The 21,475-nt window shown below is 67.9% G+C and carries 20 protein-coding genes; 5 read left to right on the top strand and 15 right to left on the bottom strand.

From position 1 onward, the window contains the following. Positions 1 to 199: 199 nt before the first annotated feature. From EV668_RS15150 to EV668_RS15130, 5 genes are all read right to left on the bottom strand, one after another. A complete protein-coding gene (locus EV668_RS15150) occupies positions 200 to 1,504 on the bottom strand; it encodes a TRAP transporter large permease (RefSeq protein ID WP_208111548.1) in 1,305 nt (434 codons plus the stop codon). Then, positions 1,504 to 1,995: a TRAP transporter small permease gene (locus EV668_RS15145; RefSeq protein ID WP_166652479.1), complete on the bottom strand. Its 492-nt coding sequence runs from the start codon at positions 1,993 to 1,995 to the stop codon at positions 1,504 to 1,506. Before EV668_RS15145 ends, EV668_RS15150 begins: the two co-directional genes overlap by 1 nt. Before the next feature lie 102 nt (positions 1,996 to 2,097). After that, positions 2,098 to 3,195, bottom strand: a complete 1,098-nt coding sequence (gene dctP / locus EV668_RS15140; RefSeq protein WP_133771413.1) for a TRAP transporter substrate-binding protein DctP — start codon at positions 3,193 to 3,195, stop codon at positions 2,098 to 2,100. 68 nt (positions 3,196 to 3,263) lie between these two features. After that, positions 3,264 to 4,214, bottom strand: coding sequence for an alpha/beta hydrolase (locus EV668_RS15135; RefSeq protein ID WP_133771411.1), 951 nt, complete (start codon positions 4,212 to 4,214; stop codon positions 3,264 to 3,266). Next, positions 4,168 to 5,007: a GntR family transcriptional regulator gene (locus EV668_RS15130; protein WP_133771409.1), complete on the bottom strand. Its 840-nt coding sequence runs from the start codon at positions 5,005 to 5,007 to the stop codon at positions 4,168 to 4,170. Before EV668_RS15130 ends, EV668_RS15135 begins: the two co-directional genes overlap by 47 nt. Before the next feature lie 133 nt (positions 5,008 to 5,140). Between EV668_RS15130 and EV668_RS15125 the strand changes: the two genes are divergently transcribed. Both EV668_RS15125 and EV668_RS15120 read left to right on the top strand, forming a co-directional pair. Beyond that, positions 5,141 to 6,772, top strand: coding sequence for a flavin-containing monooxygenase (locus EV668_RS15125; RefSeq protein ID WP_133771407.1), 1,632 nt, complete (start codon positions 5,141 to 5,143; stop codon positions 6,770 to 6,772). A gap of 469 nt (positions 6,773 to 7,241) precedes the next feature. After that, on the top strand, positions 7,242 to 7,640 hold the full coding sequence (locus tag EV668_RS15120; RefSeq protein WP_133771405.1) for a DUF1622 domain-containing protein: 399 nt from the start codon (positions 7,242 to 7,244) through the stop codon (positions 7,638 to 7,640). A gap of 39 nt (positions 7,641 to 7,679) precedes the next feature. On the opposite strand, the gene EV668_RS15115 is transcribed toward EV668_RS15120, so the two are convergent. From EV668_RS15115 to EV668_RS15080, 8 genes are all read right to left on the bottom strand, one after another. Further along, entirely contained in the window at positions 7,680 to 8,699 is a 1,020-nt protein-coding gene (locus tag EV668_RS15115) for a CobW family GTP-binding protein (protein WP_245513207.1), read from the bottom strand. A gap of 196 nt (positions 8,700 to 8,895) precedes the next feature. Beyond that, positions 8,896 to 10,662 (bottom strand): amidohydrolase family protein, encoded by a 1,767-nt coding sequence (locus tag EV668_RS15110; RefSeq protein WP_245513205.1) that lies wholly within the window; start codon positions 10,660 to 10,662, stop codon positions 8,896 to 8,898. Between the two features lie 27 nt (positions 10,663 to 10,689). Further along, entirely contained in the window at positions 10,690 to 11,535 is an 846-nt protein-coding gene (locus EV668_RS15105) for an ABC transporter permease (RefSeq protein ID WP_133771403.1), read from the bottom strand. A 1-nt stretch (position 11,536) separates the two neighbouring features. Further along, positions 11,537 to 11,728, bottom strand: coding sequence for a hypothetical protein (locus EV668_RS15100; RefSeq protein ID WP_133771401.1), 192 nt, complete (start codon positions 11,726 to 11,728; stop codon positions 11,537 to 11,539). Beyond that, positions 11,725 to 12,759, bottom strand: coding sequence for an extracellular solute-binding protein (locus tag EV668_RS15095; RefSeq protein WP_245513203.1), 1,035 nt, complete (start codon positions 12,757 to 12,759; stop codon positions 11,725 to 11,727). The genes EV668_RS15100 and EV668_RS15095 overlap by 4 nt, the downstream gene beginning before the upstream one ends. Positions 12,760 to 12,832: 73 nt before the next feature. Beyond that, positions 12,833 to 13,906 (bottom strand): ABC transporter ATP-binding protein, encoded by a 1,074-nt coding sequence (locus tag EV668_RS15090; protein WP_133771399.1) that lies wholly within the window; start codon positions 13,904 to 13,906, stop codon positions 12,833 to 12,835. Further along, entirely contained in the window at positions 13,906 to 14,703 is a 798-nt protein-coding gene (locus EV668_RS15085; protein ID WP_133771397.1) for an ABC transporter permease, read from the bottom strand. The genes EV668_RS15090 and EV668_RS15085 overlap by 1 nt, the downstream gene beginning before the upstream one ends. Positions 14,704 to 14,889: 186 nt before the next feature. Then, the gene (locus EV668_RS15080; RefSeq protein WP_133771394.1) at positions 14,890 to 16,224 is read right to left on the bottom strand and encodes a TAXI family TRAP transporter solute-binding subunit; all 1,335 of its coding nucleotides are present in this window, start codon (positions 16,222 to 16,224) and stop codon (positions 14,890 to 14,892) included. A 155-nt stretch (positions 16,225 to 16,379) separates the two neighbouring features. Here EV668_RS15080 and EV668_RS15075 point away from each other — a divergent pair, with 155 nt between their 5' ends. From EV668_RS15075 to EV668_RS15065, 3 genes are read left to right on the top strand one after another with little or no spacing between them, the layout of a single operon-like run. Then, positions 16,380 to 17,918 (top strand): YifB family Mg chelatase-like AAA ATPase, encoded by a 1,539-nt coding sequence (locus tag EV668_RS15075; protein ID WP_133771392.1) that lies wholly within the window; start codon positions 16,380 to 16,382, stop codon positions 17,916 to 17,918. Between the two features lie 50 nt (positions 17,919 to 17,968). Then, complete coding sequence (locus EV668_RS15070) at positions 17,969 to 18,451, top strand: Rrf2 family transcriptional regulator (RefSeq protein WP_133771390.1); 483 nt, start codon at positions 17,969 to 17,971, stop codon at positions 18,449 to 18,451. Then, positions 18,441 to 19,349, top strand: a complete 909-nt coding sequence (locus EV668_RS15065; RefSeq protein WP_133771388.1) for an NAD(P)/FAD-dependent oxidoreductase — start codon at positions 18,441 to 18,443, stop codon at positions 19,347 to 19,349. Before EV668_RS15070 ends, EV668_RS15065 begins: the two co-directional genes overlap by 11 nt. Positions 19,350 to 19,404: 55 nt before the next feature. Here EV668_RS15065 and EV668_RS15060 read toward each other — a convergent pair whose 3' ends face one another. Further along, complete coding sequence (locus EV668_RS15060) at positions 19,405 to 19,752, bottom strand: translation initiation factor 2 (RefSeq protein WP_245513202.1); 348 nt, start codon at positions 19,750 to 19,752, stop codon at positions 19,405 to 19,407. A gap of 270 nt (positions 19,753 to 20,022) precedes the next feature. Further along, entirely contained in the window at positions 20,023 to 21,456 is a 1,434-nt protein-coding gene (locus tag EV668_RS15055) for an NAD-dependent succinate-semialdehyde dehydrogenase (protein WP_133772083.1), read from the bottom strand. Positions 21,457 to 21,475 lie beyond the last annotated feature (19 nt).

Below are 21,475 nucleotides of genomic sequence, written 5' to 3'. Positions count from 1 at the left end.
ACGAGCTATGAACGGGCAAACAAAAAAGTTTGATTCATTCGTTTGATTTTCTGATTGATCGGCTCAAGCCGCGTTGCTGGGAGCGTGCGCCCTCGGCGCACGCCGAGGGCGGCGGCGGGCGAGCACGGCCTGCGCCGACGCTCCGCCCGCAGCCGCGGGCCGGGTCCGAGTTGTGCTCCTCGCCGACCCGGCCCGCGCCTCAATCCGACACGGCGAACAGGGAGATCTGGGGAAAGGCGATCAGCATCGCGACGATCAGGAGCTCCAGGATCACGAACGGGACGCAGCCGTAGAACACGTCCCTGAGTTCGATCTTCGGCGCCATGCTCTTCACGACGAAGGCGTTGAGACCCACCGGCGGCGTGATGGCGCCGATCTCGACCATCTTCACGACGAGCAATCCGAACAGGATGCCGCTGAACCCGACCGATTCGACGATCGGGTAGACGATCGGCATCATGATCAGGACCATCGAGATGCCGTCGACGAAACAGCCGAGGAACAGGAACGGCAGCAGGATGATGATGATGGTGGCGGTCTGGGAGAGTTCGAGCCCCGTGACCAGCGTGGCGAGCTGGGTCGGCAGGCCCGTGGTCGACAGCCCGAGGCTGAACAGCCCGGCCCCGATCACGAGGGCGAAGATCGAGCAGGTCGCCGTGCCCGTCTCGCGCAGGCCCTGAAGCACCGCCGCCTTGCGGCCGGGACGCCGCAGAACGGCGATCAGCGCGAACAATGCTCCGATCGCCGCCGCTTCCGTCGCCGTCGCGACACCGAGATAGATCGTGCCCATCACGGCTGCGAAGAGGAGCAGCAGCTCCCAGGCCCGGAAGAGCGAGCCGAACCGCTCCCCCCAGGTGGGCGGGGCTTCGTTCTCCGGCCGGGGCGCGATCTCGGGCTTGAGCTTCACCCAGACGATGATCCCGATCACGTAGATGATCGCGGTGAGGACGCCCGGCACGAAGGCCGCCAAGAAGAGCTTCACGAGCGAGACGTTCGTGACGATGGAATAGATCACGAGGATGCCGCTCGGAGGGATGAGCACGCCGAGCGTGCCGCCGGCGGCGATGCAGCCCGCCGCGAGGCGAGGCGAATAGCCCTTGCTCAGCATCTCGGGCAGCGCGACGCGGGCCATGGTCGAGGCCGTCGCGACACTCGAGCCGCAGATGGTCGAGAAGGCGGCGCAGCCGAAGACCGTCGCCGCCGCGAGCCCCCCGGGCACGCGCCCGAGCCATTTCTCGCCCGCATCGAAGGCCGAGCGCGACAGCCCGGCCGAGAAGGCCATCTGCCCCATGAAGAGGAACAGGGGCAGGACGATATAGGCGAAATTCGCGGTGGCACCGTAGGCGAAGGTGGACAGCAGGAAGTCGACCGCCCGCCCCGGCCGCGTCCACAGAAGGCCCGCGATGCCCGCTGCCGCGAGCGCGAAGGCGATGGGCAGGCGAGCGAGCAGGAGGATCAGCAGAAGGCCGATAATGGCGAGGCCGGGGCCCATGTCGTGCAGCATCACTCGAAGACCTTCGGTGCGTCGACAGCCTCGGCCGGATGCGGGCGATCCGCGAAGAACCGGTAGATGTCGCAGAGGAATTGGACGGCCAGGAGCCAGAGTCCGACGGCGAGGAGGATCCGGGCCGGCCAGAGCGGGAACGGCACCACGCCGAAACCGGCTTCTCCGCGCTCGAAGGACGAGAGCGCCTGCTTGGTGCTCGGCCAGGCCAGCATCACGACGATCACGAAGCAGACGAGGTAGCCGACGAGCTCGAAACCGCGCTGCGCCTGCGGCGGCAGATGCCGCACCAGGAGTTCGATCGTATAGTTCTGGCGCTGCTGCTGGGCGGCGGCGAGGCCGAAGAAGACCAGCACCACCATCAGGAGTTCGCTGGCCTCGACACCGCCGTGGAACGGCATGTTGAACAGGAAGCGTCCGGCGACATCCACCGTGACGATGACGATGATCAGGAGCGTGGCGAAACCGCTCACGATGCTGAGAGCGAGCAAGCCTCGCTCGATTTTCTCGACTAGGGCCGTCATGGCGTCTGCCTCGATGCGATCAGGAGAATCCGGCGAGGGTTCGACACCCTCGCCGGCCATGAGACGGCGTCAGCCCTTCGAGCCGCAGGTCTTCAGGTAGCGCTCGAAGCCCGGCACGTAGGTCGAGGTCTTCTCGAACTCGCGCACATAGCCCAGGAACTCGTCCAGCATCGCCTTGCCGTCGACCTTGGCCTCCGACTTGGCCCGCTTGATCCAGGCCTCCTGCAGCGGGCTCGAGGCGACCTTGCGCACCTTTTCGGCCTCCTCCGGCGGGAACACGTTGACCGTGACCTTGTCCTTGCGCGCGCAAAGCTTCTCGACGGCGCCATTGATGCTGGCTTCGTTGAACTCCATCGACTTCTTCGGTGCCTCGGCGGCCACCTCGTCGATGATCTTGCGGTGCTTCTCGCTCAGCTTGCGGTAGCGATCGAGGCTGATCGCGACCGTCGCCATGGAGAAGATCCCCATCCCGCCGACATCGCTGCCATACTTCGCCGCGTCCGGAGCACCGCCGAGGACGCCGGAATCGAAGGGCGCCGCGGACATCGCGTCGACGACGCCGCGCTGCAATCCTTCGAGGCCTTCCGGCCAGGTCATGCTGATCGGCGTCGCGCCGAGGGCGGCATAGGCTTCGGCGATCGGGGGAACGGCCCGAACCTTCAGCCCCTTGAAATCTCCGACCTTCGCGATCGGGCGCCGGGACCAGGCCGAATTCTCCGCCCAGGCCGTGGCGTAGAGGACCTTGGCACCCCGGCTTTCGAATTCCTTCCGGAAATCGGCGTTCTGCGCGTAGAGCTTGTTCCAGGCGAGTGTCACCGCATCCGCCTTGGACGAGGTCAGCGGCATCAGGATGTTGGCGAGCGGATATTCGCGGACATTGTAGGATGCCGGGGCACCGTCGACGATGTCGGCAGCGCCGCTGCGCAGGGCCGGGAACAGCTCAGGCGCCCTCATCAGCGACTGGTTCCAGTACTTCTCGAAGGTGATCTCGCCGTTCGAGCGCTTCTCGACTTCGGCCATGAACCACAAATCGGTCTTGCTGGCGGAATAGACGTCCGAGAAATAGGTGGCGTAGATCAGCTTTTCGGCTGCCTTCACGGGCGCGGCGATCACGATGGCCGCGAAGGCGGCGGCGATCGCGGTCGATCGCCCGAACAAAGTCTTCAACACAGGTTCCCTCCCAGATTTCGTCCGGATTTTTCCGGACGTCGTTTCGTTGTGCCCGATCGACCGCCTCAGGATGCGGGTTCCCGGGCAAAGGCGGCCTTCAAGGCCGCGGCGACATCGGCCTGCGCGCGAGCGGCGTCGTCGATCGCAGGCGTCATCGCGAGGAAGCCGTGGATCATCCCGCGGTACTCGCGATGCTCGACGACGGCTCCGGCAGCGCGCAGCGCCTCCGCATAGGCCGTGCCCTCGTCGCTCAGCACGTCGCAATCCGCCGTGGCGACGAAAGCGGCCGGCAGGCCGCCGAAATCGCTCGCGAAGAGCGGCGAGGCGCGCCAGTCGCGCGCATCGTCGGGCGCCGAGAGATAGTGATCCCGGAACCAGCGCATCGCGTCGGCCGTGAGGATGCCGTAGCCCTCGGCGAAGCGGCGATGGCTGTCATGGCCGAACGTGAAGTCGGCGACCGGATAGACGAGCACCTGAAGGCGGATGTCGCTGTAGCCTGCATCGCGCGCCATGATCGCGACGACGGCGGCGATGTTGCCTCCGGCACTGTCGCCCCCGACGGCGAGGCGGCTTGGATCGATGCCGAGATCGGCTCCCCTCCGCCGCACCCATTCATAGGCAGCCCAACCGTCCTCGATGGCGGCCGGGAACCGATGCTCGGGAGCGAGGCGATAATCGACGGAGACGACCACAGCGCCCGAGAGGCCGCAGAGGTTGCGCGCCAGCTTGTCGTGGGTCTCGACATCGCCGATGACGTGCCCGCCCCCGTGGAAGAACACGAAGGCGGGATGAGGCCCCACGCCCTCCGGCCAGTAGATCCGAACCGGAACCTTCAGGCCCTCCGCCTCGGCGACATGGTCTTCCGCCTTCGCGATCGGAGCGGGCGTGCCGCCGCGCGCCCGCGACATCGCGTTGAACACCTCGCGCGCCCTCTCGGGCGTGAGCGTCTCGATCGCCGGAAGGTTCGCCTCAGCCAGCGCGGCGAGAGCGGCTCTTATCTGCGGATGTACTGTCATTCCCCCACGTTTCCTCGTTTTGATTTGTTTTGTTTGTTTGAAGTTCCGATCCGGCAACCGAATCCGACACCGGATCGTAAGCCACGAGCGATCCGTCCTCGAGGACACGCCGCGTCACGTAGCTGTGCAGCATCCGCGGGATCGGCTTGTCGAGCACGACAAATCCCATCCGCAGCATCTCGCTGCGCACCGCAGCCTCGGCCTCGTCGGGATCGCCGGCCTGGAAGAGCTTCAGGAAGCACTCGATATCCCGCAGGATCAGATTCTGCGTCAGATGCTCGCGCCCCATGCGCCTGAAATAGACGTTGATCAGGCCGGACAGTGACTTCCAGGATCGGTAGATGAACTCGTTGGCAGACCTGTGCAGGATCTCATAGAATCGCCAATGCTCGTCGAAGAAAGATCGTTCGTCTCCCGCCTCCGATGCAATCATCATCTTGGAGTACGATGCCGACAGGCGCTGCAGGAGATCGGCATCTGCCTCCGCCGTGACATAGCGCGCGGCCATCCCGCCGAGCATCGCGCGCAGGATGATCATGTCCTGCATCTGCTCCGGCGTCGTATCGACCACGAAGGCCCCGCGTCCCGGATAGAACTCGACCAATCCGTCCGCCGCGAGCGTGCGCAGCGCCTCGCGGAAGGGTCCGCGGCTGATGTGAAACTGCTCGGCCAACGTCGCTTCCACGAGATGGACGCCCGGGCCGAGTTCGCCGGACCAGATGGCCTCCTGGATCATTTGTCTGGCCTTTTCGGCCAGGCTGGGAGACCGAACGATCTCCGGCATGACGAACATGAAACATCCTCAGGACGCGCCTCAGCATCTGACGAGCGTCGCCGGTTTGTCAACGGACTTCCGACGACCGTCGACGGTTGACAATCTGCTGGTCGCCAATATGGTCCGGACAAAACACCTAGGGAGGATACGGATGAGCGGACAGGCGGAACGGGGTGTCGCGCAAACGTCGACCACCCTGGATGTCGCGATTGTCGGCGGCGGGCTTGCAGGGCTGTATGCCATTCATCGCCTTCGCGGGCTCGGCTTCGAGGTGCGCGCCTTCGAGGCCGGCAGCGGGATCGGGGGCACCTGGTTCTGGAACAAGTACCCGGGCGCCCGCTGCGATATCGAGAGCCTCGAATATTCCTATTCGTTCTCCGACGATCTCCAGCAGGACTGGAACTGGCCGGAACGCTACGCGACGCAGGGTCAGATCCTCGACTACATCAACCACGTCGCGGACCGCTTCGACCTGCGCGGACACGTGCAGCTGAATACGCGGATCGTCGCTGCCTCCTTCGACAAGGCCGCCAATCAGTGGCGGCTCACGACCGAAGCCGGCGAGACCATCGCCGCTCGCTTCTGCGTCATGGCGACGGGCAACCTGTCGACGCCTCGCGTGCCGGACTTCAAGGGCATCGAGAGCTTCGAGGGGCGCTGGTACCACAGCGGCATGTGGCCGGCCGAGGGGGTCGACTTCTCCGGCCAGCGGGTCGGCGTGGTCGGCACCGGCTCGTCGGGCATCCAGATGATCCCGCTGATCGCCCAGGATGCGGAGCACCTGACCGTCTTCCAGCGCACGGCGAATTTCAGCCTTCCCGCCCAGAACGGCCCCATGGACCCGGAGCGGGAGCGCGCCTTCAAGAGCGACTATCGGCGCCGGCGCGACGAGGCGCGCCAGACCGGGTTCGGCGTCTCGGGATATCCCGTGCCGACCCAGTCAGCGATCGCTGTGTCGGATGAAGAGCGCCGGCGGAATTACGAGCGGCTCTGGCAGCAGGGCGGCAGCATCGGCTTTCTGACCTGCTACACGGATTTCCTCGTCAACGAGGACGCGAACAGGACGGCGGCGGAATTCGTGCGTGAGAAGATCCGCACCATCGTCAAGGATCCGAAGATCGCGGCCCTGCTGACGCCGGACGACCACCCGATCGGATCGAAGCGCCTGTGCCTCGATACCGGCTATTACGAGACCTACAACCGGCCCAACGTCTCCCTGGTGGACGTCCGCGCGGCACCGATTGTGGAGATCACGCCGAAGGGCGTGCGGACGACCGAGCGCGAATACGAACTCGACGCCATCGCCTTCGCGACCGGGTTCGACGCCATGACGGGCGCGCTGCGCGAAATCGACATCCGGGGAGCCGACGGCGAACGTCTCGCCGAGAAATGGGCCGGCGGCCCGCTGACCTATCTCGGAATCATGGTCGCGGGCTTCCCGAACATGTTCGTCGTCACCGGGCCCGGCAGCCCGGGCGTGAAGAGCCAGATGATCCACTCGATCGAGCAGCATATCGACTGGGTGGCCGACCTGCTGAAATCCGCCTCGGACCGGCAGGTCCGGCGCATCGACGCAGACCCCGGCGCCGAGGAGAACTGGGTGGCGCACGTCAACGAGGTCGCCGACGGGACGCTCTATCCGAGGGCGAATTCCTGGTATGTCGGCGCGAACATTCCGGGCAAGCCGCGTGTGTTCATGCCCTATGTCGGCGGCGTCTCGACCTATCGCAGGATCTGCGACGACGTCGCGGCCGACGATTATCGCGGGCTCAGCCTGACCTGACGAGGCGCGGTCCCGGCGGCCGGCATCGCCGCGCTCGTCGGGACGACCCAGCGGATCGAGGCCGGCCCATCCCCGAGGACCGGCGACGGCTGTCGATGCGCGCGGAGGGTGTCCAACGGCTTCTCGCCGAAGCCTCGACGCAGATCCTGGCGAGATGGCCCAGAGGCCGCATCGGCACCCGACCGCGGTGATCCCGGTCTCCGCCGCCGGCCCGCTGAGCATGGATCTTCCTCGCCGATGCGGGTCCAAATAACGCGATGCGCCCCGTCAGCCGGGATGTCCTTGGCGAAATCGGCCGGCAGGTTCCGGTTGTCGCGCAGCATGAACGTGCTTATCCGTACCGTTTCCGTCCCCCATCGTGCTAATCGCATCGTCGCGAGGGACGGGGAGGTCAGCCTGCGATGACGCATCCGCGCGAAGCCGCTTCGAGTTCGGGCGCAAGGGGCCGGTCGGCCTGCGGGGTCGCGCCATGATCCACGCCCTGCTCCACGACTCGCTCAGAACCGCCGTCTCGATCGTGGTGCCGACGATCGAACTCATGGCCCTGCTCATCATCGCCGCCGGGACGATCGAGGGCTTCGTCCGCGGCAGCCGAGTGATGTGGACCTGGCCCGAACGCCCGCACGAAATCCGCGCCGTCTGGCTGCGCTATTCGCGCTGGCTGGTGGCAGGGCTGACCTTCCAACTCGCGGCGGACATCATCGCGACCTCGGTCGCGCCGAGCTGGGAGGAGATCGGAAAACTCGCCGCCATCGCGGCCATCCGAACTTTCCTCAACTACTTCCTCGAGCGTGACCAGGAGGAGATGCGCAGGCTCCGGGATCGGAACGCCGAAGGCGGACGCGGCAGCGCGACGCGCACGGATTGAAGACGGCGCCGAGCCGTCCGGCGGAAGGAGCGGCCCCGGTCAGACGGCTTCGGCCCTGAGGCTGCGACCGCCCCGCCCCGGCGCGCGGGATAGGCTGAAAGGCAGAGAGGGCTCGACACGCCCGATCTCGCCCGCTTCGGCGTCCCGCGCGATCACCACGAGGAACCCTCCGTCCCCCGGCATGCCGCCGCGATAGAGGCGCGGCTGCGAGAACAATGTCCCGACGCTCTGGACGAGGATGGGCTCTTCGCTCTCGCGGACGCGGACGAGGCCCTTGATGCGCAGCAGCCGCTCGCCGAGGAAACCCGCGAGATTGTCGAGCCAGGCGGCGAGGTCGTCATAGGCGACGACGTCCTCCTGGCGCAGGAGGAGGCTCGTCAGCCGCTCGTGCGGCCTCGTCTTGCCGGCGATCGGCACCGGCATCGTGACCGGACCGGGCCTCGGCGGCGCGAAGGCGGCCGAGACGGCCGGCTCGCGCGACGCCTCCGCCACGATCTCGGCGAGCGGGTTGATTTCGCCGATCTCGCCGGAGGCGGCGGCGAAGCGCTTCGGGGAGACCATGTCCCCCTTCGTGACGACGATGCGATGGGCCCCCGCCCATTGCGCCGCGGCCTCCTCGAAATCGCGGATCTCGGGCGGCCGCGTCGGATCGTAGGTGGCGAGGACCGAGACGCGCATCCGGTGCTGCGCAAGGCTCGCGAGCTGGCGCAGGATCGGGCCGGGTTTCGACAGGCCGCTCGTCTCCAGCACGATCCGGGCGAGCGGGATGTCGCCCGGCCGCTCGGTGCCGAGGAGGGCCTCGACCGTCGTCGTGAGGTCGCTGCCCATCTGACAGCAGATGCAGCCATTGGCGAGGGTCGTCATGGCGACGTCGCCGCCGACCTCCCGCAACAGCGCGCCGTCGAGCCCGATCTCGCCCACCTCGTTGACGATGATCGCCGTGTCGGCGGCCTCGGGCCTGGTCAGGAAGTCGCGCAGAAGCGTCGTCTTGCCCGAGCCGAGAAAGCCGGTGAGGACGAGGAACTCGGGACCGGGCGCGATCATGACGAAGCTGCGCACGTCGTCCGGCGCACGCGCCGATCCCTCCCCGCAGGGGAGGGCCGAGTCGAAGCGAAGCTTCGAGCCGGGGTGGGGACATCCCGGCCGGGGCCACCCCACCCCGGTCGGCTGGCGCCGACTCGCCCTCCCCCGGAGGGGAGGGATCTGGCCGCATCTTGCCCCCGATGATCCCATCGAGCCCCGGGCCGCGATGCCCTCACTCGGCCGCCTCGCGGCGGATGCGGGGGGGCTTCGCGGCGGGTGCGGCCTTCTTGGTCGTGGCGTTCTTCGCAGCGGTCTCCTTCGCGGCCTTGGGCGCGGCAGCCTTGGCCTTCTTCGCGGCCTTCGGCTGCGCGACGGGATCCGAACTCTGCGCGAGCGAGGGCGCGACGACCGCCTGGCTCGCCTCCTCGCCCTCCCAGCTCGTCGCGACGAGGGCGCGCACGTCGGCCAGGAGCTCGGCCGTGTCGTAGACGACGCCGTCCGCGATCGTGTAGCGCAGGCCCCGGACGTATTCGCCGGTATTGCGCTCCTCGTTGAGGCGCAGCGCGCCCGTGCCGTAGAGAAGCTTGAAATCCGTCAGCGGATTGACGTCGTGGACGAGGATGTCCGCGCGCTTGCCGACCTCGAGCGAGCCGATCTCCTCGTCGAGCCCGCAGAGCGCGGCGCCCTGGATCGTCGCCGCGCGCAGGACCTCGAGCGGATTGAAGCCGGCCTCCTGCAGAAGCTCCAGCTCGCGAATATAGCCGAAGCCGTAGATCTGGAAGATGAAGCCCGAATCCGAGCCCGTGCAGACGCGCCCGCCCCGGTTCTTGTAGTCGTTGATGAACTGCATCCAGAGCCGGTACTGCTCCTTCCACTCGATCTCGTTCTGGACGGACCAGCGATACCAGTAGGAGCCGTGGCCGCCGCGCTGCGGCTTGAAATACTCCCACATCGACTTCCAGGTGTATTCCTTGTGCCAATCGGCCTGGCGCGCGCGCATCAGGTCGCGGTTGGCGTCGTAGATCGTGAAGGTCGGCACGAAGGTGAAGCCGAGATCGAGGAAGGCGTCGAGCGTCTCCTCCCACTTGGCCGAGCCCGGCTTCGCCGCCTGGGCGAACATCTGGCCCGAGACCGAGAAGCGGAAATATTCGTCGGAATAGTCGTAGTCGGAGGGGAATTTCTGGACGATGCGGTCCTCGTAGAGCGCCTCGGGCAGGCCGTAATAATGCTCGGCGCTGGTCAGGCCCCATTTGGCCGTCGTCAGCGCGTTCATGCGGGTCACGGCCATCTGGGCATGGTGGCAGCCCGAGCGCAGGCCGACCTTGCCGCATTCGTCGAGCGCGGCCTGCATCAGGTTCGGCGGGGCGCCGAAGAACTTGACGCCATCAGCACCGCGCTCGGCGATGCCCCGGATCCAGGCCCGCGCCTCCTCCGGCGTGTGGATCGTCTTCAGCATGTCGTTGACGGCAGGGAAGTAGCAATAGGCGAGGAGCCGGGGCGCGGCGATCTTGTGCTCGGCCGCGAGCGTCTTCTGGCCCTGCATCCAGCCGAGGCCGTTGAAGGAGCCCATGTCGCGGACGGTCGTCACGCCGTGGGCGAGCCAAAGCTTGTAGACGTAATCGACCGGCGGAACCCAGCCGTTGGCCGCGTGGTAAGCGACGCCGGAATGGGCGTGGCAATCGACGAAGCCCGGCGTGAGATACTTGCCGTGGCAGTCGATCTCGTGATCGCCCGCGGCCGGCCGCAGCTTCTCCTTGATGGTCGACAGGGAGGAGCCGACCTTCTTCATCTGCACGATGCGGCCGTCCTCGACCACGACGTCGACCGGCCCGATGGGCGGCGCCCCCGTGCCGTCGATGACGGTCGCGCCGCGCAGGACGAGCCGCCGATAGGGCCCCTGCCCCCGGTCGCGCCCGGTCGCGGCGACGATCGGCGGCTGGCCTGCCTTGGCCCGCTCCGCCGTCAGCTCCTCACCGGGGAGCGATGTGGTCTCGGCCATGGTTTCCTCCCGAATGTCCCAGAGTGTTTATGCGGCCACCCGTCGGCGCGACCGCCGCGCGATCAGGACGCTGCCGAGCACGGTGAGCGTCAGCGTCGCGATCAAGAGGATGAAGGCGAGCGCCGCGCCGAAGGGCCAGTTCGAGCCCTTCGAGAACTGGTCGTAGACGGCCGGCGCCATCATCTTGAACTGCGAGCCGCCGAGAAGGACGGCCGTCGCGAAGGTGTTCATGCACAGGATGAAGACGAGCGTGCAGCCGGCCGCGACGCCCGGCAGCGCCAGCGGCCAGACGACCCGGCTGAACACCGTCGCGGGGGGCGCGCCGAGATTGGCGGCCGCTTCCTCAACGTTGCGCGGGATCGCCTCGATCACCGAAGCCAGCGTCAGGATCATGTAGGGCAAAACGACCGCGACGGTGCCGAGCGCCACGGCGAAGGGCGTGTAGAGGATCCTGATCGGCTCATCGATCAGGCCGACCCCTTGCAGACCCGCATTCACGAAGCCCTGGTTGCCGAGGAGCCCGACCCAGCCCGCGACGCGCACGACATTGCCGACGAGAAGCGGCATCAGCGTCATCACCGTGACGAGGCTCTTCCAGCTGCTCTGCATCCGGGCGATCCAGTATGCGACCGGAAAGCCGAGGATCAGCGTCGTCGTCGTGCAGACGAGCGCCATCGTGAGCGTCGTCGCCATCACGCCGCGATAATAGGGGTCGGCGACGGCCCGGACATAGTTCTCGAGCGTCAGCGCCTCGGTCATCATCGAGGACGCGTCGTAATGGTTCAGCGAGATGCGGCCGAGATAAACCATCGGCCCGACGAGCAGCGCCGTGACGAGCAGGCAGGCCGGAACGACGAGCGTGGCGGCGGGCATGTCAGGCGACCGCCGTCATTCCGGGACGACGCCCGGCATCGAGCCCGGAACCCATGATGGGTGCTTCGAGACGCCGGCCTTCGGCCGGCTCCTCGGCATGACGCCCCTTTGCGATTCCGCCATCGACCATCGGCGTCATGCCGAGGAGGGCCGCATGGCGGCCCGTCCCGAAGCATTCACCAGCAATGGTCACGCCTTGAATTCCTTGTTCCAGAAATCGAGGATCTGGCCCCGCTCCTTCTGCATGAACTCGTAATCGAGCGGGCGGAGCTTGGCCTGCTGGGCCTCGGTCAGGCTGATCTCCTTGGCGAGATCCTCCGGAAGCTTCGCATCCTTGACGGTCGGCACGTAGCCCATCTTGCCGGCGAAGGCGACTTGGGCCTTCGGGTCGAGCATGGCGTTGAGATACTTGAAGGCCGCATCCTTCGCCCGCGAGTTTTTCGGCACGCCGGCCTCGAACAGGATCGGGATCGCGCCCTCCTCCGGCACCGCCCAGGCGATCGGGATACCGCCCTTCTTCCACATGAAGCCCCGCGCGAGCCACATCGTCGAGATCCAGACCTCTTCCGATTTCAGCGCGGCGGCGAGGGCCTCGTTGGACGGATAGACCCTCGGGTTCTGCTTCTTCAGCTCGAGCAGGGCCTTCCTGCCCGCGGAGAAATCGTTCGGCGTTCCGCCCGCGCCGATATTCGCGGCGGCCATGTTGAAGCTGTAGAGGATATCCGAATACCCGACCCGGCCCGCATATTTCGGATCGAACAGGTCGGCATAGGATTTCGGCGGCGTCGTGATCTTGTCCGGATTGTAGAGAACGACCATCGCCGAATAGATGTGCGGAATGGAGTGCGGCTTCTTGAAGACCGGCAGGACTTCGGCGGTTCGCGGCACCTGGTCGGTGGGCACGGTCTCGAGAATGCCGGCCTGGCTCAGCGTGTAGGAATCGATGTCGTTCATGCAGGCGACGTCCATGCTGGATCGTCGCGAGCCCTTCTCCGCCATGAGCTTGGTGCGGCGCGGATCGTTGTTGGCGATGTCCTGCGAGACCGAGATGCCCATCGGCTTCATCAGCGGCTGGTCGATCTCCGATTGCAGCAGCGCGCCGTAATCGCCGCCCCAGGTTCCGACGACGACTTCGCTCGCCTGGGCTGCAGCGGGGCCGCCGAAGGCACCGGCCGCGATGGCGGCCGACGCGCCGGCAAGGGCGTGGCGACGGGTGATGATCATGGCCTGTTCCCCTTTTTGTTGAAGCCGGGGCGCATCCGCTCCCCGGAGAACCTGGATCGGAGCGTTCAGATCGTCATGAGGCCTCGCCCGCGATCAGACGGGCGGCGGCCGGGTCCCATTGAAGCGTGACGCGGTCCTCGACGGCAAGCCGTCGCAGCGGATCCCCGTGAGGCGGGGTCGGTCGGATCACGAGCAACGTCGTGCCGCCGAGATCGGCGTGGTATTCGGTCTCGGCCCCGAGATAGGTCACGGCCGTGATCCGGGCCGGCAGGCCTTCGCCCCGCTCCCCCGCCGCGATGGCGATCCGTTCGGGCCGCAGCGCCACGAGCCGGGCCGCGTGAGAGGGAACGCCCGTCTCGTCCGGCCCGCACGGAAGGACCGCGCCGGCCTCGAGCCGGAACCGCCCCGGCCCCTCGAGCGCGCCGGCCAGGACGTTGCAGCGTCCGACGAACCCCGCGACGAAGGCGTTGGCCGGGCGCTCGTAGAGATCCTCGGCCGAGCCGACCTGCTGGACCTTGCCCGCGGCGAGCACGACGAGCCGGTCTGACATCGCCAGCGCCTCGTCCTGGTCATGCGTGACGAAGAGCGTCGTGAGCCCGAGCCGCTGCTGCAACTGCCTGATCTCGAGACGGACCTCGGCGCGCAGCTTGGCGTCGAGGTTCGACAGGGGCTCGTCGAGCAGGAAGACGGCCGGGTTGACGACGAGCGCCCGAGCCAGAGCCACGCGCTGCTGCTGGCCGCCCGACAATTCCCGCGGCAGCCGCGCGGCGAGATGATCGAGCCGGACGAGCCGGAGCGCCTCCATCACCCGGCTCTCGCGCTCGGCCCTGCCGACCTTCCGCATCTCGAGCCCGAAGCCGACATTCTCCGCGACGCTCATGTGGGGGAAGAGCGCGTAGGACTGGAACACCATGCCCGTATCGCGCGCATAGGCCGGAGCCCGCGTGACGTCGCGCCCGCCGATGAGGATGCGTCCGGCCGTCGGCTCGATGAAACCGGCGACCATGCGCAGCGTCGTCGTCTTGCCGCAGCCGGAGGGGCCGAGCAGCGAGACCAGTTCGCCCTGCCGCACCTCGAGATCGACCCGCTCGACCGCGGTCGAGGGACCGTAGCGCTTCACGAGGCCGTCGAGCGTGAGCGTTCCCATCAGACGACCCGCGACAGCTTCACGAAACGGTCGGTGATCAGCATCATCGCGGCGATGAGTGCGATCTGCACGGTGGCGACGGCCGCCAGCGTCGGGTCCATGCGAAACTCCAGATAGCTCAGCATCGCGACGGGCAGCGTCACCCGCCCCGGTCCGACGAGAAGCAGGTTCAGTTCCAGGTTCTCGAAGCTCGCGACGAAGGAGAACAGCGCCGCGGCGACGATGCCGGGCCGCATCATCGGCAGGGTGATGCGGCGGAACACGGTGAAGGGCCGCGCGCCGAGATTGGCGGCGGCCTCCTCGGCCGAGCGATCGAGCCCGGCGAGACTCGCGCTGACGAGCCGGACGGTCCACGGGATCGTCAGCAGCACGTTCGCCGCGATGAGGCCGCCGAGCGTCCCCTTGATGTCCATGTCGAGGACGTTCTCGGCCATGACGTAGTAGAGATACAGGGCCGAGCCCGCAACGATCGCCGGCACTGCGAGCGGCGCCAGGAGGAAGGTATTGACCGCCTCCTTGCCCCGGAAGGAGGAGCGGGCCAGGCCGAGGGCGGCCAGCGTCCCGAGAGGCACCCCGATCAGGGTCGCGATCGAGGCGATCTGGAGCGAGGTCACGAAGCCGCGCGCGAAATCGCGCTGAGCCCAGGCGTTGACGTACCATTTGAGGGTCAGGGCCTCGGGCGGCACGCTGACGATCTCCTGGTCGAAGAAGGAGATGATCGCGACCGTCACCATCGGCGCGAAGATGATGACGTAGGCGAGAACGATCAGGGCGCGGACGCCGACGCGGCCGGCCATGACGGAAATCCCTGCGGTCGTCGTCGGCAGGGCCGCTGGCTGAAGCGCGGGACTATGGCTCGTCACAAGGACCACTATTGTCGCGCGCCAGACGCCGGGCAAGCCCCCCTTGCCGGAATTATGAGCAGCTCCCGCGGTAAAAATTGAGCCGCGATCACGTTCGCCAGACCGGAGGCGAGGCCGTGCTCACAGCGCGAATCCGGCCTCTGCCGTCCGGTCTCCCCCGCCCGCCAGAGTTCTGCGCCGACGCGCGACCGCCTGCTCCAGGCGCGAGACCGCGAGTTCGAGGTCGGACCCCTTCTCGTCCGCCTGCCGTTCGGTGCGATCCGACAGTTCAGGCGCCACGATATCGTCGATCTCGTCCTCGATCGCATCGAGCACCGCCTCGTCGGTGGCCGCCCGGATCCGCGGCAGGAGCCCGACGAGGCGCACGACGGGATGGGCGTCGGGCGCAGGCGCGCCGATCGCCAGGAACCGCCAAAGCCCGGCGAACAGGGATGCGAGACCGCCGAGCGCCATCGGACCGTAGAACAGCGCATCGCCATACCTGTCGAAGAAGCTCTTCTCGTCGCCTTCGTAATAGGCGGCCGCGCCGGGATGCAGCGGGATGTAGGCATCCTTCTCGGTCTCCGGCGCTCGCAGCAACGCGAGGGCCGGGTACTTGCCGGAGAGCTCGCCCTTCGCATCGATGATGAACCGGGTCAGGGCGGCGACGGTCGCATCGTCGAGCTTGCGCTGCGCCACGATGTTCACCGGCACCTGCAGCGTCGTCAGATCCTCGTCCGGCAGGGACGGCGAGCCCGAGAGCGTGCCCTTCGGCAGTTCATGGCTCTCCAGATAGCGCGCGCCGGCCGCGATCGCCGCAGCCTGATCGATCGCCAGGAGTTCAGGACGCTGCTTCGATTTCAGCCCGAACTGCGCCCTCATGGTCGCGAGCGCCCGGTATGTCAGGGGGGTGACGACCAGCAGCGCCTGGACCTGGCGCGTCTGCAGCGCCGTGCGCGCATCCTCGCGCGTCAGGTCGCGGAACCTCGCCCGGTCGAACCCATAGCTCTCGGCGATGGCGCCCACGATGCGACCGTTGACGTCTCCGTCGACGACCCCGATCGTCTTCCCTTTCAGACCGTCGACATCCTCGACCGGCGAGCCGTGAGGCAGGAACAGCAGCACGACGGACTGGGCGATGATCGCGACCGCACGCGCATCGCCCTGGTTTTCGAGATCGGCCCGCAGGACGGCGAGATCGACCTTGCCGGCGCCGAAGAGAGACGCAGCCTCGAGCATACGCGAGGTCGGAACCACCTTCAGCCGAAGGTCCTTGCTGGTCTCCGCCATCCGCCCGGCCAAGGCGTTGAGCAGTTGCAGGGTATGGCCCTCCTCGCTCACGGCGATGGTCAGCGTGACGGGCCTCGACAGGTAGCGATAGACGCCGAAGGACGCGGCGACGCCGATGAGGAGCAGGCCAGTCGCCATCGTCAGGCGGAGCCAGAGAGGCAGGCGGCGGTGGAGCGGCTTCGCCATGGATGGGTCGCGCTGCAGGAGCGATCGGCGCAGAGCCCTTAATCCGTCGTGGCGCGCGCGTCACGCCTTTCGGGCGAGCTGGAATCTGTTCATGACTTGTTCTTGACGTCGCCGAGCGGCCCGATAGACTTGTCCGGCGGCTCCGAGGCGTCTCCATGGTCACTCGCGTTTCCACCGTCGCCTTCGAGGGGATCGAGGGCCGGGCCGTCGACGTGCAGGTGCAGATCTCGAACGGCAACGTCGCCTTCGTGCTGGTCGGCCTGCCGGACAAGGCCGTGGGCGAATCCAAGGAGCGGGTGCGCGCGGCCCTCCTCGCCTCGGGCCTCGCCATGCCCGCCAAGCGCATCGTCGTGAACCTCGCGCCGGCGGATCTGCCGAAGGAGGGCTCGCATTACGACCTGCCCATCGCGCTCGGCATCATGGCCGCCATCGGCGCGATCCCGCCCGATGCGCTCGCCGGCTACACCGTCCTCGGCGAACTCGCCCTCGACGGCTCGATCACCGCGGTCGCGGGCGTCCTGCCGGCGGCGATCGCCGCCAATGCCCGCGGGCACGGTCTCATCTGCCCCGCCGCCTGCGGCCCGGAAGCGGCCTGGGCGAGCCGCGACGCGGACATCCTTGCGCCGCGCTCGCTGATCCAGCTCGCGAACCACTTCAAGGGCGATCAGGTCATGGCGCGGCCCGAGCCGGCCGTCGCCCCCTCCTCCGGCCCGCTGCCGGACCTGCGCGACATCAAGGGCCAGGAAAGCGCCAAGCGCACGCTCGAGATCGCCGCGGCCGGCGGCCATAATCTCCTCATGAGCGGCCCGCCGGGCTCCGGCAAGTCGATGCTGGCGCAGCGCCTGCCCTCGATCCTGCCGCCGCTCGGTCCCGCCGAGCTCCTCGAAATCTCGATGATCCAGTCCGTCGCGGGACAGCTCGCGGAGGGTGCCCTGTCCAGCCGGCGGCCCTTCCGCGCGCCGCACCATTCCGCCTCGATGGCAGCGCTCGTCGGCGGCGGCATCAATGCGCGGCCCGGCGAGATCTCGCTCGCCCATCACGGGGTGCTCTTCCTCGACGAACTGCCCGAGTTCCAGCCCGGCGTGCTGGACGCGCTGCGCCAGCCGCTCGAGACCGGCGAGGTGATGATCGCCCGGGCCAACCACCGCACGACCTACCCGGCCCGCGTGCAGCTCGTCGCCGCGATGAACCCGTGCCGCTGCGGCCATGCGACCGATCCGGGCTATGCCTGCCGGCGCCAGCCGAACGACCGCTGCATGGCGCAATATGCCTCGCGCATCTCGGGGCCCCTGCTCGACCGGATCGACCTCGCCATCGAGGTCCCCGCCGTCACCGCCGCAGACCTCATCCTGCCGCCGCCGGCCGAAGGCTCGGCCGAGGTCGCCGCCCGCGTCCGGCGGGCGCGGGAGATCGCGGCGAGCCGCTACGGCGCGCTCGGCCTCTCGCCCGGGGCCACCAATGCGAGTTGTCCGCCCAACGTGCTGGAAGAGGTGGTCAAACCCGATCCCGAGGGCATGCGCCTCCTGCGCGAGGCGGCCGGCGCGATGCGGCTCTCGGCCCGCGGCTTCCACCGCATCCTGCGCGTCGCGCGGACCCTCGCCGATCTCGACGGCGAGGCCGCGCCCCGCCGTATCCATCTCGCCGAGGCGATCTCCTACCGCTCGCATCTCGACCGGCGCACGGTCGCGGCGTGAGCGCCCGCCGCGGGTTGACGTGCGGCGCATCACGCAACATATGAAGTTTCATGAGACGAGACAGCCGATTGTCGGGCGTGCTCCACGTCCTGCTCCACATGGCCGAACTGGACGGCCCCGTGACCTCCGAGGCGCTCGGGGTGATCATGCAGACGAACCCGGTCGTCGTGCGCCGCATCATGGCGGGGCTGCGGGACGAGGGGCTCGTCGCGTCGGAGAAGGGGCACGGCGGAGGCTGGCGGATCGTCTGCGATCTCTGCTCCGTGACGCTGCGCGACATCTATGACGCCCTCGGCGCCCCGGATCTCTTCGCCATCGGCAATCGGACCGAAGCCCCCGGCTGCCTCGTCGAACAGGCCGTCAATGCCGCCATGGACGGCGCCGTCCGCGACGCCGAAGCGCTGCTGCTGAGCCGCCTCGGCGAGGTCACGCTCGCAGCGCTCAGCGCCGATTTTCATCGCCGCATGGCGGCTCATCGCCCGGCCTTCGACCCGAGAACGGCCCATGAAGCGAGGACACCCGATGCGCTATGACGCTCTCGTCATCGGCGGCAGCTTTGCCGGCCTGTCGGCGGCGATCTACCTCGCCCGCGCACGGCGCTCGGTCTGCATCATCGACGCCGGCGCACCCCGCAACCGCTTCGCGCAGGCCTCGCACGGCTTCTTCGGGCAGGACGGACAGGATCCGCGCGCCATGATCGAAGCGGCCCGCGCGCAGGTCGCCGCCTATCCGAGCGTGACCTTCCGCGAGGGCGAAGCCATCGGCGCGGACGGCGTCCGCGACGCCTTCACCGTCACCCTCGCGAGCGGCGAGCGCCTGGACGCTGCCCGCCTCCTGCTCGCCTTCGGCCTCAGGGACGTCCTGCCCGAGGTGGAGGGGCTGAGCGAACGCTGGGGCACCTCCGTCCTCCATTGCCCCTATTGCCACGGCTACGAGTTCGCGGGACGCCCGCTCGGAGTGCTGCAGACCGGCCCCGCCTCGATCCATCAGGCCGAGTTCGTCCGGGAATGGGGACCCGTGACCTTCTTCCTGGACGGCGGCGCGTTGCCCGATCCCGACAGCGCGGCAAAGCTCGCGGCACGAGGGATCGCCATCGAGCCGGCCTCCATCCGCGCCCTGGAAGGGGCGGGCCGGCATCTGTCGCATGTGGCGCTGGCGGATGGACGCAAAGTGGAGATCGAGGCGCTCTACGTGGCGCCGCGGAGCCACCTCAACAGCCGGATCCCCGAACAGCTCGGCTGCGCCGTGGACGAGGGCATCCTCGGCCCCGTCATCCGCACGGACGAGACAAAGGAGACCACCATCCGGGGCGTCTTCGCGGCCGGCGACATCGCCCGCGCGCCCCACAGCGCCACCTGGGCGTCGGCTGACGGAGTCACGGCCGGGACCGCGATGCACCGATCGCTCGTCTTCGACAGGATTGCCGCCTGAAGGCCTCTCGGCCTCCCTTGCTCCCACGCAACGAGGATCGGCGCCCCGCGCGCCTTCAGCTCGTCGGACGCGGCCGGCGTCCATGACGGCGGGCCGGTGCGCGCCCCTCGGGCTCGAGCGTCACGACGACGGGGTTCGGATGGTGGTCGAGCGTGGCGCCCGTTCCGGCATCGACCGCCATTCCGACGACGCCGCCGATCAGGATGTTGCCGGCAAATCCCGCGGCGCCGGCCCCCGCGAGCTTGGTCTTCACCGACACGGTGGCCGTCTTGAAGCCGGGCTTCGAGAACACGGCCTCGAATTCCTTCCGCCGGGGGATATCGATCGTGCACGGCGTCGCGGCGCAGACATAGCCGAGCGAGGTGGTCACGGTGGCGCCGAGCGGATTGGACGTGAACGTCACCGACTCGTCGAGACCTCTGGTTGCGCTCGCGCACGCGCCCAGGCTGGCGGCCAGGACGGCCGCTGTGACGATCTTCAGCACCTTGTTTGCTCCCTAGACTGACAGCAACCAGAAGGCGCGTGTCGATCAAGGGCGTACGATGCCGGCAGCCCACGAATCCAGGCTTTTTGATGGTTTTTTTATGAGCAAAAAGTAGCATAGCGCGCCGGCATCATCTGCCGCCGCGGCTATTCGGGCGGGAGCGGCGCGGAGCCGCTCCCGCCCGATGCGTCAGGCGCGGGCCTGGGTGACGAACTTCGTGTTCAGATAGGCGTCGATCGCCTCCGAACCGCCCTCGCTGCCATAGCCGGAATCCTTGATGCCGCCGAAGGGCACCTCGGGCAGGGCGAGGCCCAGATGGTTGATCGAGATCATCCCCGATTCCACCCGCGAGGCGAGCTTCTCGGCGATGTCGGTCGAGCGCGTATAGGCATAGGCCGCAAGCCCGTAGGGCAGACGGTTCGCCTCCTCGAAGGCCGCCTCGTCGTCGGAGAAGCCGTTGATCGAGGCGATGGGTCCGAAGGGCTCCTCGTTCATGATCCGCGCCGAGAGCGGCACGTTGGTGATCACGGTCGGCTCGAAGAAATAGCCCTGGTTGCCGATCCGGCTGCCGCCGGTCCGCAACTCCGCGCCATTCGCCGTCGCGTCCTGTACGAACCCCTCGACCGCGCTGACGCGGCGGTCATGGGCGAGCGGACCCATCGTGGTGTCGGCGTCGAGGCCGTTGCCGACCTTCAGCTGCTTCGTCGCCGCGACGAACTTGTCGGTGAACTCCTCGAGCACGGAATCGTGGACGAGGAAGCGGGTCGGCGAGACGCAGACCTGGCCGGCATTGCGGAACTTGTGACCCGTGAGCAGCTTCACCGCCTTGTCGAGGTCGGCGTCCTTGAAGACGATGGCCGGGGCGTGGCCGCCGAGCTCCATCGTCACCCGCTTCATGTGCTGGCCCGCGAGGCCCGCGAGCAGCTTGCCGATCGCGGTCGAGCCCGTGAACGTCACCTTGCGGATGATCGGATGCGGGATGAGGTATTCCGAGATTTCCGACGGCACGCCGAAGACGAGGCCGATGACGTCGCCCGGCACGCCCGCATCGAGATAGCACTGGATCAGTGCCGCGCAGCTCGCCGGGGTCTCTTCCGGCCCCTTCAGGATCACCGAACAGCCCGTCGCGAGCGCGGCGGAGACCTTGCGGACGGCCTGGTTGATCGGGAAGTTCCAGGGCGTGAAGGCCGCGACCGGGCCGACCGGCTCGCGGATGACGAGCTGCATCACGCCATCGCCGCGGGCCGGAATGACGCGGCCATAGGCACGCTTGCCCTCCTCGGCGAACCAGTCGATCACGTCGGCGGCCGCCAGCGTCTCGCCCTTGGCCTCGACGAGCGGCTTGCCCTGCTCCATCGTCAGGATGCGGGCGGTCTCCTCGGCGCGCTCGCGCATGAGGTCGCCGGCCTTGCGCAGGATCTTGCTGCGCTCGAAGGCCGAGACCTTGCGCCAGGCCTTGAAGCCGCGCTCCGCCGCCTCCAGCGCCTCGTCGAGATCCGCCGTGCCGGCCTTCGGCACGCGGCCGATCTCCTCGCCGGTCGCGGGGTTCATGATCGGCAGCGTCTCGCCCGAGCGGGCCCCGCGCCATTCGCCGGCGACGTGAAGGCGGATTTCAGGATACATCATGCTGGCTCCCTGTTCG

It is taken from the genome of Enterovirga rhinocerotis (assembly GCF_004363955.1).
In the GTDB taxonomy this organism is placed as follows: domain Bacteria; phylum Pseudomonadota; class Alphaproteobacteria; order Rhizobiales; family Beijerinckiaceae; genus Enterovirga; species Enterovirga rhinocerotis.
This window is presented reverse-complemented; position numbering and strand designations above follow the sequence as displayed.